Raw genomic sequence first — 14477 nt, 5'->3', positions numbered from 1 at the left:
TTTTTCTCATTAAAAATTATTTAAAAAAAAGAAAAGCCTTGATGACCAAAAGCCAACCCCAAAAGAGAACCAGCACAAGCCACAACATATTCCGGCGTCTTTTCGCAGAAATATTTCATTGCGCTAATGGCTTCCGGACAGTCTTGTATCTCATCAAGAATAAGCAAAGTCTTCTGAGGCAAAATAGGTTCTGAAGTAAGATATGACAATTGCTCGATGATTTGCAGCGGATTCTTGGTCTTGCGAAAGATATCGCAGACTCCCTCTTCTTCATTGAGACTAAAATATGCGCAATGCTCAAAATATTCTTCTCCGAACTTCTGAAGTACAGAAGTCTTTCCTACTTGTCGAGCGCCCAGCATAATCAATGGCTTACGGTCTTTTTTAGCTCTCCATTGTTTTAATTCTTGAATAATTATTCTATTAAACATTTTTTAGCACCTCCATCGTTAAAGTGCGGAAAATGTGTAAGTTTACACATTTCCGATACTTCTTTTGTGAAATTCTCCACATTTTCCACACTTGAGTTTTATTTTTCATCGCAAATGATACTAAAAAAGCGACAAGCAAACAAGCATTTACTACATTTTTAACCAACTTTATTACATCATTTATTTCAAGAGGAGCATAAGACCATCCGTAAGATTCTTTCTAGCTCATTAAAAAAAAGAGGAAAAGCATGGCGGTTTGGAAAAATAATCGTAAATTTGCAATTGGAAAACAAAGATTAGGAATTATGGTAGAGACTAACGATAGAAAATTGCCGGTAGGCATCCAGTCTTTCGAGGAAATCAGAAAGGGTGGATACCTTTATGTTGACAAGACAGATATCATCTGGCAACTTGCCAACAGAGGGAAAAAGTATAATTACCTGAGCCGTCCACGCCGCTTTGGTAAATCAGTGCTGGTCGATACGCTCGAAGCCTACTTCATGGGTAAGAAGGAACTCTTTGAGGGGTTGAAGATCATGCAGATGGAGACGGAATGGGTGAAGCGACCTGTCATAAGACTGGATATGAGTCGTGCGGGCGCAGAGCCGGAAAGTCTGAAAGGTTATCTAGACTATACCTTTCAGGAATATGAATCTTTGTATGAGATAGAAACAAGAGGTAATTCTCCGTTAGCTACTCGTCTGATAGAAATTATAAAGACTGCATACAACAAAACAGGTTTGCAGGTGGCCATTCTCATCGATGAATATGACTCTCCATTGCAGCATTCCTGGAAGACTCCGTTATACGAAAAATGTACGGCAATATACAGAGACGTATTTGTCATTCTCAAATCTATGGACAAATTCGAAAACTTTATTTTTATCACAGGCTGCACCAAATTTTCGCAATTCTCCCTAACCTCAGGTCTCAACAATTTGAGTTTCATTGGTTTTGATTCAGAATATGCTGCTCTATGTGGTATCACAAAAGAAGAAGCTATCTGTTATTTCAAACCGGAAATCAACAAATTGGCAGCATGTAAAGGATGGACATTCGATGAAGCTGCAATGCATCTGTCTTCTTATTATGGTGGCTATCACTTCAGTAGTAGAAACAAGGTTGATGTATTCAATCCTTTCTGTCTTATCAATGCATTGGCAGATTCTGATTTGGAGAACTATTGGTTTTCATCCGGGACATCGCCACTACTCTCTAAGTTTGAAGATGATATTAAAAAGAGGTTGAAAGATTTCGAGTATTGTCCGATAATTAGCGATACACTGGAGACTTCTGATGTGACTGATGGTGGAGCAGAACTTGTCCTTTATCAGTTGGGGTATCTTACGATAAAGGGATATATGGATGGAATCTATTTGCTAGGATTTCCGAATTCTGAGGTAAAAAAATCACTTTACGAGACGATATTGCCAGTGCTTACTTCAGAAGCAGAGCAATAACGGCGGTGTAGATGCTGCCACGGAGCAGATAAAAGCCAAGTTGTATGCCGAACCTTTCAAGGCTGATAAGCGAAAAGTAATTGCCCTTGCCATAGAACTGGATGATAAGGGAAAAGGATTGATAGATTGGAAGGAAGTATAAGGAAGAAAGCGGAAAAAGCCCCCGAAGCGTAATAGCTCCGGGGGCTTTTTCTGTTTTCTTCGTTTTCAACAGGCGATTCGGCGAAATTTCCTATTGAAGTCTGAGAACTTTATGATATATAGACGGTATCATCAATGTCTTCCATACCTAGGAGATCGAAATACATAAGGCGTGTATTTAGTGGCAATCTGCCAACACCTATTTCCATGTATTTAGCTTCGAAACGTTCATCTTCAACAAGATATTTAAAACCGTTCTTTTGATAATAGTGAATGGTAGAATCACTATTATAGGCATCAACAATAATGAAACGGCATCCGGTTTTGTTATTATATCTGAACCAGTTTTTTATCAAGTCCATAACAGCAGTTCCGATTCCTTTGCCTGCAAACTTTTTGTTGGTAGCAAGTCTGCCTATCAGAACAGCTGGGAACCTGCGAAGTCTTTTCCCTTGAAGATCTGTAAAGTCAAGAAATGATTTTTTTGATTCATCATTTAGTTTATTGGTAATCCTAATGCTATCATTGGATAGGGTAAATGCAGCCACAACAATATTAGGATTGTCACGAAGGCACAATAAATATGTTTTTCCAAGTAAACGCTTGGAATAAATAACGGAATCATTGGCAAAGAATTCGTCTAAGTCTTGATTGTCACAACAAAAAGGCTCACATGAAGCAAGCTTTTGAGGTGTTACGACAGTAAGGACGCACATCTCTAATAATTCTTCATATGTCATAGCAAGTTCATTTCGCGCAAGAATTTTCTTGTGAGTTCAACTTTTTTCTTGTCAACTTTAATACTTCCAGGATGGGCTTCTGTCCATTCTGCATTTTCTAAAAATTTTTCAGCTTCTTCACCTTGAAGAGTTGGAATGATTCTTATTGCTGTTGCCATAACTTTTCTTTTTTGGGATATTTTTGCAAAGATAAGATTTATATCTTTAACTTCCAAGTTTTTAGGCAACTTTTTTGTTTTTTTTATTTTTAAATTGTTATAGTCATGCGTGATAAAGAATCGGTCACGCAGATTTTTATTCTATACGGTTATGAAAAAGCCCCCGAAGCGTAATAGCTCCGGGGGCTTTTTATTTTGCCCCAGGCAGCAGATGTGCTGCCTGTAGGGGACTACGATAGAGAATCAGGGGCTAGTCTGCCCAAATTCTCTTATCAGTTGGATTATCCCAGAAATCCTTCACTTTTTCGTCGCTGTAATCCGCTTCTGACGCCTTCTGGATAACAGAGCCGGCGAGGATGGCTGTGGTTTCCATTTCCATGACGCTAACCACTGGCTTGATATATCTTTTCTTTTTCATATCTATTTTTATTACTATTTTTTATTACTTGATGATAACCTTCATGGTCTTGCCGCCACGCTTTACGATGTTCACACCCTTCTGCAAATTCTGGAGGCGACGGCCCTGGAGGTCGTAGTATTCAGCCTTGCTATCTGCTGTAGTCTCCAACTGCTCGATGGCTGTGGTGCTGCCGCCGACGCTGATGCTGAACATTCTGGCACCAGCTGCAGGAGCAGATGAGTTATCTACCATGTAAGCACGGAAAGGCGTGCTGCCCACAGACTCTGTTGTTGTTTCACCCAACAGCTTGGCTGGGTTCATCAGCTTGGCGCCCTTCACGATGTAGCAGTTGTTATCAGTATCCTTGCTGAACTCCTTTTTGGTGTAGATACCCTGGAGCTTGTAGTTGGCGTCAGCAGTTTCAGCAGTCTGAACATCTTTTGCTATCGCCTTGTTGGCTTCAGTGAAGTTGAGCTTTGTTGCTCCATCCTTTATCTTGATGATAACAGGAGTACCAGCTGCGATGCTTCCCTCAATCTCTTCGAGTTCTACGGTCTCAGTACCCTCATCAGCCGAAAGAAGTTTGAAGGCACGGAAGTTCTTGTCGGCGAGAGATACCTCGAATGGCAAGCAGAGCGTTGCCCAGGTAGTGCCTTCCTTCATCTTGCGGCTATAAGATGCAGCCTTGGCTGCGAATGGCTCGTAAGCCACGAAATCCTTATCGTCGTCAAGTACGAGATTATCCGTAGCAAGAGTTTCTCCCGTTGCTCCTATCTTCTCATCGCCATTCTTGCCTACCAGCTTGGTGAAGTAGCCAGTCTTGTAGTTGGCGCAATGAACGCTCGTTTTCATTTCATCGTAAGCATTGGCTCCCTTGAGCTGTTCGTCATCATCGAACATAAAATGATTCAAATTATCAACCTTGGTTGTTACAAACTTTTCGCTGGTGTAGATGGTTGCGAGATTTTTGCAAGAAGAGAACATAGCGAGCATATTTGTAACATTCTCTGTATTGAAATTATAGAGATTGAGCGAAGAGAGTTTTGTACAAGAAGAGAACATTAAAGACATATCCGTTACATTCGCAGTGTTGAAGTTGGTGACATCAAGCGAAGTGAGAGCTTCGCAGTGAGAGAACATACATGCCATAGTCGTCACCATCTCAGTGTTAAGATTTTCCATGCCTTCTATACGGGTCAAATTAAGGCATTCTCGGAACCACCAATAACAGCTCTTTGGTCTTGCATTGGCAAACGAAGCATCGAAGACCACCTTCTTGATTTTATCTTTTTTAGAATACCATTCAGGCATAGCTCTACCCTCAAATAAGACATAATAATAAGTTACGGGTTTGAACCCCTTGTAGCTGAATGTAAGAGTCTCTGTGGCATTGTCAAACATAGCATACTCAAATCCAGGATCAAAGTAACCAGGCTGGCTGCAGTTGGCATAGTTGTGGTCGATTTTGCTATCGTTGTAGCCTCTGAGGTTTTCGCAATCTTTGAACATATTATCACCATTAGTAATCTGGTCAGTAACAAACTTATCGCAGACGAAGATGCTTTTGAGAAGGCGGCAGTGCTCGAACATGGAGCTCATATCCGTCACATTCGCTGTGTTGAAGCTAGTGAGGTCGAGTGAGGTGATAGCGCAGTACTTGAACATGGAGCTCATATCCGTCACATTCGCTGTGTTGAAGCTAGTGAGGTCGAGCGGGTAGCCGCAAAGGCAGGACTGGAACATGCTGCTCATATCCGTCACATTCTCGGTGTTAAGATACTCAATGCCTTCTATTGCGCTCAGCTTAAAGCATGATTCGAACCACGAATAACAGCTCTTTGGTCTTGCATTGGCAAACGAAGCATCGAAGACTACCTTCTTGATTTTATCAAATAGAGAGGACCATTCAGGCTTATTTTTCCCCACATTTAAGTCATAAGCTCCTTCGGGCTTGTAAGTGTCGTATCTGAATGTAAGCGTTCCTGTGCTTTCTTCAAACACGACATAAGGCTGAGCTGAAAGGCTGGCATAACAAACCTCTTGAGTGGCATTCGCATCGCTGCAGAATTTGTCTTTTGTCTTTTTGCCATCAAAGAGATTGGCGTAAGTCTCATTAGTGTTGCCCTCAGGGTTACCTGCTAAGGCTGTAAACGTTACAGACTCGTCGTAATCTATCTGCGCTACCATACGTGTAGGCAGAAGCAACAACATCAACAACATCAATGGGAACAGGGCAAATCTACAGGACTTCGCCCCCCCATTGTAAATACGGCCGGCTTGCGACCCATTGGATTGATTGGTAAATCTTTTCATAAATTAATACTATTTTTGTTATTATTTTTTATCAAGAAATTACTGAATACTGATTGCCATCAGACTGACTACCAGACACACGAACGTGATAAACACTACGCCGAGAATGAGGCAGATATAGAAACGCCCTCTCCTGATGAAATCACCCAAGCTGAAATGATACATCGGGTAATCATCAAGATAGGTCCTGTATTCCCTCACCATGACATTAATCATGATGCCAACATAAATGAGAAGAAACAGAGCTACTATCAGGATAGCCTGTTCTTCTTTGGCTAATGATTCTATTATACTTTTCATGGTGCAAATATAGTGTTTTTCTTTGAAACAAGGTGTCGCATTCCCCCACATAGGTGTCGCATTCCTACAAAAAAGGTGTCTCATTCGTGGGGGAATGCGACACCTAATACATACTTTTTAACAATTTTTCTCTCTCCAAGCCGTAGGAGAACAGCCTTCTTTCTCTTTGAACATACGGTAGAGATGGGTACGGGAAGAGAAGCCACATTCGGCAGAAATGATGTCATTACCGAAGTCGGGGCTCTCCAACATCATCTTCTTGGCAGCCTCAAAACGCACCTCGGCAAGCCAAGGGCGGAAGGTGGTATTGAGACAGGATGAGAGGTAGCGCGACAACTCGTTCTTGGAGATGTTCAGCGAGCGTGACAGGGTGAACATGTTTACTGTGGTGTCTTTTCTTCGCACCACTTGTCAAGCTTTTCCTTGATGGCTGCCTGACGCTCCAGAGAAATTGGCTGTAAGTTTTCTTTACTGTCTGTATACTCTGCATTCTGCCTATCGGAGCTCTCCAAAGATACCCCCTTTCTAATTGAAATTAGCCAATTAAATTTCGCATTCAATTAAAATAATCAGCAAAATTCTTGGCTGTTTTAAATAAAAGTTGTAGTTTTGCATTTGGAATAATATAAATATGTATGATATGACAACATTAGCTATTTATAAATTGTGGAGTTTCTTGCAGTCCCTTCCTTTGACAGCAAGTAATGAGCGTTGGTTGGCCGAACGTCTGTTGGAGTCAGCTAATGCTAAGTCTGTTACAACTGTAAAGAAGCAAGAGAATGCGTGGGCTAACTATCAGCTTTCGCCCGAAATACTTAAGATGACGCTTAAGAATCGTAAGCAAGTTTCAGATGCGATAGATGACTCATTATATGAATCTTTAGAAGAAAAATACAAATGAAAGTATTCTTAGATACCAATATAGTCATAGATTTCTATGATCAGCGAGGTGATTTTTATTATCCCGCTGCCGTTATTTTTGACCTAGCCCATAAGAGAAAAATTCAACTTTATGTTTCTGCTATAACATTTGTCAATGCATTTTTTATCTTGCGCAAATCTTATTCTCGGGAAGAGTTGTATCAATCTATGTTAGGTCTTGCGTCTCTTTGTGAAATAACGGATGTGGATAAGGAGATTATAAAGAAGTGTCTATCATTTGAACGTAAAGATTTTGAGGATAGCGTGCAATATGAATCTGCTTTGCTCCATCAAGTAGATGTGATAGTAACAAGAAATGTAAAGGACTTTAGGGATTTTGCAGAAAATGTGCAGACTCCTGCTGATTTTTTAGAATCGATATTAGTTTAAAATAAGAAGGCTCAGGAAGGAAGAAAATGGTAAAAGCCCCCGATGCGTATAGCACCGGGGGCTTCCTGTATTATGCCGTTAGGCGTTATAATGACTGTTAATCACCATAATACCAGTCGTCTTCCATTTCTGGTCTACCACTGTCACCTCTTCCTTGCTGCATAGTAGATGCTGCAAGGAGGGTGCAAGAGGTGATGTTTACCACCTGTATCTCTGGCTTTGTATATTCTTTCTTTTTCATATCCTTTTGATTTTAAAATTCTTTACTTAACCATGATTTTATAAGTCTTGCTGCCACGCTTCACGATGTTCAGACCCTTCTGCAGACCATTGGTACGACGACCAATCGCATCATAGTATTCTGCATTGGCATCGTTGCTGATAGCGTTGAGGTTGTCAATGACAGTAGTGCCATCACCCTTTCCGATGCTCAGCATGGCTGCTCTTGCCTGAGATGCTGTGGTTGGATGGATGTATGCACGCATCGGTTTGATACCCACGCCCTTGCTATTGCCATCTTTTTTCAACTCAGAGACAAGCCAGAACTTATCCTTGCCGATGATGTAGTCGGTGTCTGTAAGACCCTGATTGTCTTTGCCGCCAATCTTGGTGAATGAACCTACGAGGTTGACTTCTTTGTTTGTTCCAGCTACTGGCTTGATAACGAGGTCTGCATTTTGTGCAGAAATTTCGAGCTCCGGCACACCCTCATTTATCTTGAAGAGCACCGGAGTGCCGGCAGGAATCTCTGCTCCTTCTTCATAACTCTCAAGAGTGATGCAATCATTATCATTGTCAATACCTGTGAGACTATAGAACTTACATCCTGTTTCCTGGCTCTGGGCAATGGCGAAAGGCAAGCAGAGCGTTCCCCATGCGGTGCCAGCATTCATTGTGCGGTTGTAAGATGCAGCCTTGGCTGCGAACGGCTCGTAAGCTACGAAGTCCTTGTTGTCGTCAAGAGCGAGGTTCTCCGCAGTAAGAGTTTCTCCCGTTGCTCCTATCTTCTCATCGCCATTCTTGCCTACCAGCTTGGTGAAATAACCAGTCTTGTAATTGGCGTAGTTATGGTCTCTCATGCTATTGCTATAGCCTTTGAGGCTTGTGCATCCAGAGAACATATCATAACCATGGACCTGGTCCGTTACAAACTTTTCGCTGGCGTAGATGGTTGTGAGAGTAGAGCACCCCCGGAACATAGCGTCCATATCCGTCACATTCGCAGTGTTGAAGCTAGTGAGGTCGAGCGAGGTGAGTCCTTCACACCCCTCAAACATGCCCCACATTTCTGTCACATTCCCTGTATTGAAATTAGTGAGGTCGAGCGAAGAGAGATTTCGACATAAAAAGAACATGTAACTCATTTTCGTCATATTCTCGGTGTTAAGATTCTCGAAGCCCTCTATTGTGGCCAGATTAGTGCATTTATAGAACCACTTATAACAGCCCGTTGGTCTTGCGTTAGCAAACGAAGCATCGAAGACCACTTCCTTGATTTCTTTGTTATGCGTAAGCCACCCCGGCTCGGATTCTCCCAGATTAAGCGCATAAGCTTCTTCGGGCTTGGAAAGGCCGTGTCTGAATGTAAGCGTACCTGTGCCTCCGTCAAACTCGGCATACTCAAATACAGGAGTAAAATAACCTTCCGTGCCGCAGTTGGCATACGTGTAGTTGGTCTTGCTTAAGTCATAGCCTTTGAGATTCGTGCAACCTTTGAACACATTACCACCATAATGTACATAGTCCGTAACAAACTTATCGCTGGCGTAGATGGTTGTAAGAGCTGAGCAGCCATTGAACATATTGTCCATCCACCACACCACCTTTGTATAGAAATTAGAGAGGTCGAGCGAAGTGAGAGCTGAGCAGCTAGAAAACATTCCTCCCATATTCGTCACATTCGTTGTAGTGAAATTAGAGAGGTCGAGCGAAGTGAGTTTTTTACAATTATAGAACATTTCTCTCATATTCGTCACATTCGTTGTATTGAAATTAGAGAGGTCGAGCGAAGTGAGAGCGTAGCAGGCCCAGAACATGCGGGACATATCCGTTACATTCTCCGTATTCAAGTACTTCAAGTCTTTAATTGTTTCCAACCCTGTTAAAAACTCAAAGAAACTTTTCAATGATGTTGGAGCGTATGTATTGAAACTCTTATCGAAAACGACACTCTTGATATCTGAGTCATCTATTCCTAAAAAATAGCATATATCACCCACCGTCCGATTGTTATACACTATAACTGCATGGTTTAAATCAAGGCTTTCTATATTGTTCGAAGTGATTTTCTTGAAAGTCAATGTGTTGTTAGACGATTCATAATCTGCGACATAGTCATCAATTGTGACTGGTGTTTTCAGATTGTATAAGAATGCGCGATCAGCATTTCCATATGAACTATAGCCTTTTTCATATTTTAACTTCAAAGAATGTTCGCCTGGAGATAATAAAACTTTGTATTCTGTTTGCTTTTTTCCTCTCATCTTCAGATTTAATTTGTCATCTAAATAAATAGAAAATGCATCACCAAATTCATCACCACCTATTTCTTCTGCCGAAATGATAACCTGAGATGTCAATAATATAGTTTTAGATACTTTGAACCTGATTACAGTCTCTGAAGAACTACTATCCACACGATAATTACCTGACATAAGTCCATTGCTACCCTTAGGAATAGTGAAGCCAAGATCCTGCATACCTTCAGCATTCGAGTCCAACATCTGCCAAGGATAACTACCATTGTCAGTAATGGTAACATCGGTTATACCATCCAAATTATTGAACAAAGCATAGCGATTTGCGCCACAGACAGTACAATTGCCTTCACTGTCTAATGTATGACCATTTGCTGGAATCACGAGGTTGGCAGCATCAGTAATCTCGGTAGTTGCGGCTTCATTGCTGAAGAGTTTGTTGCATACGTTGCATTGCCAGTATTCTATGATACCAGCCTCTGTACATGTAGCAGCTTTCAGTGCATGATGAGTGAGAGTGTGTGGCTTAAGATTCAAATATTCCTTCACAATTAAATGACAGAGAGAGCATTCTTTTGTGGTATAGCCATGCTCTGTGCAAGTAGGTTCAACGGTTTTGATTGCTGCGCCAAGAGCAGACGAGCCATCGGCTTTCAGGTGAGTACAGGTTTTGAGTTTGAGTTCAAACTCGCCTACCTGCAATAGGCTTCCACTATGAATAGCCGAGATTTCCCATTTAAAGTATTGATAAGAGGTAGAACATTCGCACTTGAAGTCGTACGAAGCATAGTTCTTATCCTGGAGCACCTTGTCATTTTCTACCTTATCGATAAGCGTCCAAGCGCCTTCTTTGCCTTCGTTGTTGCCATAGAGTTTCCATGACAACGGATTGCGACCTCCACATCTAGGATTTGCATTGTCATTACCCGTAGTGATGGTGTAGCCCACAGGAATTCCTACCTTGCTGGCTTCTAAGATGACATAGGCGCTGCCGCTAAACTCGCAGCACCACTTAGAGAAATTGCCGTCTTCCTTTTTGCCATCAAAGAGATTAGCGTAACTCTCTTTATCGTAGCCTTCAGGATTACCCTCTAAGGCTGTAAACGTTACTGTGTTGTCGTATTCTGTCTGCGCCACCATACGTCCAGGCAGAAGCAACAACATGAGCAACATCAATGGGAACAGGGCAAATCTACAGAACTTTGCCCCCCCATAGTTCATACGGTCGACGTGCGACCCATTGGATTGATTTGAAAAATGTTTCATAATTTAATAATATATTTGTTATTATATTTTATCAAGAAACTACTGAATACTGATTGCCATCAGACTGACTACCAGACACACGAACGTGATAAACACTACGCCGAGAATGAGGCAGATATAGAAACGCCCTCTCCTGATGAAATCACCCAGACTGAAATGATACATCGGGTAATCATCAAGATAGGTCCTATATTCCCTCACCATGACATTAATCATGATGCCAACATAAATGAGGAGAAACAAAGCTACTATCAGGATAGCCTGTTCTTCTTTGGCAAATGAATCTATTATACTTTTCATGGTGCAAAGATAGTGTTTTTCTTTGAAACAAGGTGTCGCATTCCCCCACATAGGTGTCGCATTCCTACAAAAAAGGTGTCTCATTCGTGGGGAATGCGACACCTAATACATACTTTTTAACAGTTTTTCTCTCTCCAAGCCGTAGGAGAGCAGCCTTCTTTCTCTTTGAACATACGGTAGAGATGGGTACGGGAAGAGAAGCCGCACTCGGCAGAAATGATGTCATTACCGAAGTCTGGGTTATCCAACATCATCTTCTTGGCAGCCTCAAAACGCACCTCGGCAAGCCAGGGGCGGAAGGTGGTATTGAGACAGGATGAGAGGTAGCGCGACAACTCGTATCTGCTGATATCCAACGAACGTGACAGGGTAATCATATTCAGCGACGTATCCCTATAACCCTTGGCAGCACACCATTCATCCAACCTCTCACGGACGATCTTCTGCCGTCTTTCTGAACGCAGTGATTGTAAAGTTTCTTTCTTATCATCAAGTTCTTCATCCTGCAGTTCTAAACAGGCATTGTCTTCCACACTTTCCATGGCAGCCTCCTCTTCTTCCTCCTTATCCAGAAGTTCTTCGGTAGGCATGTAATTATAGCCCAAAGCCATGAAACTGAGCGTGAAGAAAAAGACAGCAAGCAGTCCCAGAGGTCCGATTACATATAGAGATTTGGTGGAAAGAACTGCAAAAGGCAGGGCTACTGCAGGGAAAAAGACCATGAATACACTGGCTCGCGCATATCTCACGTAAGGCAGGATATCGTAACCAGCCATCACCTCAAGCATCCTTCTGCGCTTTCTGATTTCCACTATTATCATATAGATGCAATAGGCTACGCTGAAGGCGAACAGGACTATCATCACATAAATCCAGCTGCCGATATGGAAGTTTCCCCTCTGGATAAAGCCGATGCAGAAGGCAGCCAATATGGCGGCATAAATGCTGGCGCAAACGATGCTCATCTTCCGGCGGTTGGCATGAGTTGCCTCAATATTGTAAATGCCAATAGAGATGAGCGAGAAGCAAGGGGGATAGACCAGAATGTTGAAAACGGCTCCCACAGCAGCGTCTTGAGCCCGGAAGCCCAGAAGCATCTGCATGAGAAATTGTATGGCCAATCCTACCATGGCTCCGATAATCAGCCATCGTGACACTTCATATCGCCGGTTCATCCACTTCATGTGCAGTCGGGTAATACCCAGGATGAGGATATTGATAAACATAAATAGAAAACAGGCGAACTGCAATAAATATAATGTATCCATTTCGTTCTTATTTTTGTATTTGGCATCTGCCAAGATTATCGTTAACACGTTAAAACGTATGCAAAAGTACAAATTTTATTTTTAAATGGAGGGGAGAAATGGGGAAAAAGTGAATAAAAGGACGAAAAAAAATGGTTTTATTTATCGGAAACAGCAGACTGGCGAAACTAGAACAGCAGACTAGCGATAGGAAGAACAGTGGGCTGTCTGAGCCAAACAACGAACGAAAACCGGTTTGCCAGGTTTTTCAATAACCGAAATATCACACCGGTTCCGGCTGATATCAGAAAAGAAGGCGAAAATTGATTTTACTCTTCACTCTTCACCCAATCGCTGGGAATGCCTTTATATAAAGGGGATTCGAGAGGTGAAGAGTGGGTGAAGAGAGGTGAAGAGTTACAAAAAGCTCTTCACCCTCCGCAACGCCTTTATATAAAGGGGATTCGAGCTATCGGGTGAAGAGTGAAGAGTTTTGGGCTATTCCATTGCCTCATATCCTTTATTCTGTACCAACTTGCCATTGAAGGCAAGACTTCGCTGAGGTATCGGGAAGACGATGGAAGAGGACGTAAGAGCGGACTGAACAGAACGGCGAAGATGCGAGGACTTGAGGAACTTGCCGAAACGGATAAGGTCCTGACGATGACAGGTTTCGCCCGCCAGCATAACCTGACGGTCTTCCAGAATATTGGCAAGCGAGGACTTGCGCACAGGCAAACCGGCATGCGCACGAACCATATTATACTCTGCCCTGCCATCCCCATCGTTGCGCTCCATCGCCTCAGCCTTCATCAGCAACACATCAGCATAACGGAAACGGAACAGAGGTTTGGCTGGTCGGGAATGCAGAACAGAATCAGCCTCATCCATCACCAGCGCATCCTTCGGCATCTGATAACGCACAGAACTGTTGAAGATTTCATCCTCCTCTAAACTGCAGCCCTCATCAGCCAGTCTGTTGCAATAGAAGATGCAGGTTTCCCAAGCATTCAATATCTTGCTGCGGTTCTCACTCGCCTTGCCGCCCGTAATGAGCGAGGCGCCATCGGCTGTACGCACCATAAATTCCAGGTCCCTACCCTTCGGACGCTTCCTGTAACCCTGCGTCCAATCGTTATACATATAGATTTCAGCATTCAGCGCCAGTTTAGCCAGCTGGAAGTTAACCACAGGCTGCGTGATGCGCCCATAATGAGAGCCTTCCTCCAAACTGGACGTCTGAGGAAGATAAGGCAACACCTGCTGCAATTCGCTGAAGATGAAATGGAAGATTTCGCTCCGTTCGCTCTGAGCCGACAGCTTTTCATCGGTAACCGAAGAGCCCGAAGCCGGTTCATAGATGAGTGATTCTGCCGAAGACAGGAGTACCGGAATCCTGCCATACAAATCCATCGCTTCATAATACATCATGGCTCTGATGGCACGCACCTCAGCCTTGAACTGCGCCTTCTGGTTATCGGTAAGGCGTACTGACTGTAAATCAATCATATCCAGCGACTTGTTGCACATGCCGATAGCCCGATAAAGATATTGCCAGGAAGAATAAAGCTGCTCATCATCAGGAGAAAGAGAAAGCAGACTGTCCAGACGCTGAATATCGCAGATGCCTTCCCCATCTATCGTTCCACCCATAAAATCATATAAAGGAGCTATGGTCGTATCGAATATTTCAGACGCAGAACCATTGCTGCCACCCCCATCGAGCTGATCCTTAGGATGCTCATTCAAGCACGATGAGAATGCCAACAGGGTCAGGAAAGAGATGACCCACGTGAACAAATGTGAAATATACCGTCTCATAACCATATCACATGAAGTTTAGGTTTCAAACTGTAAGGACTGCGAATAACAGCAATCCGACTGCAAATATAAGAAAAAAGAATGATAAAAGGACACAAATATAGTAAAAATC

The 14477-nt window shown here is 42.7% G+C and carries 16 protein-coding genes; 3 read left to right on the top strand and 13 right to left on the bottom strand.

What is annotated here, in order from left to right; all coding sequences use genetic code 11:
- Window positions 1-20 precede the first annotated feature (20 nt).
- Window positions 21-431 carry an AAA family ATPase gene (locus NNC77_RS07060; RefSeq protein WP_119238567.1) on the bottom strand — a complete coding sequence of 137 codons (411 nt, stop codon included), beginning with the start codon at window positions 429-431 and terminating at the stop codon, window positions 21-23.
- A gap of 305 nt (window positions 432-736) precedes the next feature.
- Between NNC77_RS07060 and NNC77_RS07055 the strand changes: the two genes are divergently transcribed.
- Window positions 737-1891, top strand: coding sequence for an ATP-binding protein (locus NNC77_RS07055; RefSeq protein ID WP_254970604.1), 1155 nt, complete (start codon window positions 737-739; stop codon window positions 1889-1891).
- A gap of 251 nt (window positions 1892-2142) precedes the next feature.
- Here NNC77_RS07055 and NNC77_RS07050 read toward each other — a convergent pair whose 3' ends face one another.
- The 7 genes from NNC77_RS07050 to NNC77_RS07020 form a co-directional block, all read right to left on the bottom strand.
- The gene (locus tag NNC77_RS07050) at window positions 2143-2772 is read right to left on the bottom strand and encodes a GNAT family N-acetyltransferase (protein ID WP_118190073.1); all 630 of its coding nucleotides are present in this window, start codon (window positions 2770-2772) and stop codon (window positions 2143-2145) included.
- Window positions 2769-2930, bottom strand: a complete 162-nt coding sequence (locus NNC77_RS07045; RefSeq protein ID WP_153112973.1) for a hypothetical protein — start codon at window positions 2928-2930, stop codon at window positions 2769-2771. The genes NNC77_RS07050 and NNC77_RS07045 overlap by 4 nt, the downstream gene beginning before the upstream one ends.
- 250 nt (window positions 2931-3180) lie before the next feature.
- Window positions 3181-3348 carry a hypothetical protein gene (locus NNC77_RS07040; protein ID WP_254970600.1) on the bottom strand — a complete coding sequence of 56 codons (168 nt, stop codon included), beginning with the start codon at window positions 3346-3348 and terminating at the stop codon, window positions 3181-3183.
- Window positions 3349-3372: 24 nt separating this feature from the next.
- On the bottom strand, window positions 3373-5643 hold the full coding sequence (locus tag NNC77_RS07035) for a BspA family leucine-rich repeat surface protein (RefSeq protein ID WP_254970598.1): 2271 nt from the start codon (window positions 5641-5643) through the stop codon (window positions 3373-3375).
- Window positions 5644-5682: 39 nt separating this feature from the next.
- Window positions 5683-5943, bottom strand: coding sequence for a hypothetical protein (locus NNC77_RS07030; protein WP_022120788.1), 261 nt, complete (start codon window positions 5941-5943; stop codon window positions 5683-5685).
- 117 nt (window positions 5944-6060) lie between these two features.
- Window positions 6061-6351 (bottom strand): helix-turn-helix domain-containing protein, encoded by a 291-nt coding sequence (locus NNC77_RS07025; RefSeq protein WP_254970596.1) that lies wholly within the window; start codon window positions 6349-6351, stop codon window positions 6061-6063.
- The gene (locus tag NNC77_RS07020; RefSeq protein ID WP_254970594.1) at window positions 6324-6455 is read right to left on the bottom strand and encodes a hypothetical protein; all 132 of its coding nucleotides are present in this window, start codon (window positions 6453-6455) and stop codon (window positions 6324-6326) included. The genes NNC77_RS07025 and NNC77_RS07020 overlap by 28 nt, the downstream gene beginning before the upstream one ends.
- 128 nt (window positions 6456-6583) lie before the next feature.
- Between NNC77_RS07020 and NNC77_RS07015 the strand changes: the two genes are divergently transcribed.
- Complete coding sequence (locus tag NNC77_RS07015) at window positions 6584-6844, top strand: hypothetical protein (protein ID WP_147347541.1); 261 nt, start codon at window positions 6584-6586, stop codon at window positions 6842-6844.
- Window positions 6841-7254 carry a type II toxin-antitoxin system VapC family toxin gene (locus NNC77_RS07010; RefSeq protein ID WP_118082166.1) on the top strand — a complete coding sequence of 138 codons (414 nt, stop codon included), beginning with the start codon at window positions 6841-6843 and terminating at the stop codon, window positions 7252-7254. Before NNC77_RS07015 ends, NNC77_RS07010 begins: the two co-directional genes overlap by 4 nt.
- A 97-nt stretch (window positions 7255-7351) precedes the next feature.
- On the opposite strand, the gene NNC77_RS07005 is transcribed toward NNC77_RS07010, so the two are convergent.
- The 5 genes from NNC77_RS07005 to NNC77_RS06985 form a co-directional block, all read right to left on the bottom strand.
- Window positions 7352-7495 carry a hypothetical protein gene (locus NNC77_RS07005; RefSeq protein ID WP_254970591.1) on the bottom strand — a complete coding sequence of 48 codons (144 nt, stop codon included), beginning with the start codon at window positions 7493-7495 and terminating at the stop codon, window positions 7352-7354.
- Between the two features lie 22 nt (window positions 7496-7517).
- Complete coding sequence (locus NNC77_RS07000; protein ID WP_254986865.1) at window positions 7518-10997, bottom strand: BspA family leucine-rich repeat surface protein; 3480 nt, start codon at window positions 10995-10997, stop codon at window positions 7518-7520.
- A 39-nt stretch (window positions 10998-11036) separates the two neighbouring features.
- Complete coding sequence (locus NNC77_RS06995) at window positions 11037-11297, bottom strand: hypothetical protein (RefSeq protein WP_153118910.1); 261 nt, start codon at window positions 11295-11297, stop codon at window positions 11037-11039.
- Between the two features lie 116 nt (window positions 11298-11413).
- Window positions 11414-12565, bottom strand: coding sequence for an AraC family transcriptional regulator (locus NNC77_RS06990; RefSeq protein WP_254970584.1), 1152 nt, complete (start codon window positions 12563-12565; stop codon window positions 11414-11416).
- 477 nt (window positions 12566-13042) lie between these two features.
- Window positions 13043-14365 carry a RagB/SusD family nutrient uptake outer membrane protein gene (locus NNC77_RS06985; RefSeq protein ID WP_254970583.1) on the bottom strand — a complete coding sequence of 441 codons (1323 nt, stop codon included), beginning with the start codon at window positions 14363-14365 and terminating at the stop codon, window positions 13043-13045.
- Window positions 14366-14477: the final 112 nt, after the last annotated feature.

Source organism: Segatella copri (assembly GCF_024330485.1).
Taxonomy (GTDB): Bacteria; Bacteroidota; Bacteroidia; order Bacteroidales; family Bacteroidaceae; genus Prevotella; species Prevotella copri_L.
Note: the sequence above shows the minus strand (reverse complement) of the source record. Positions and strands in the feature narration are given on the sequence as shown.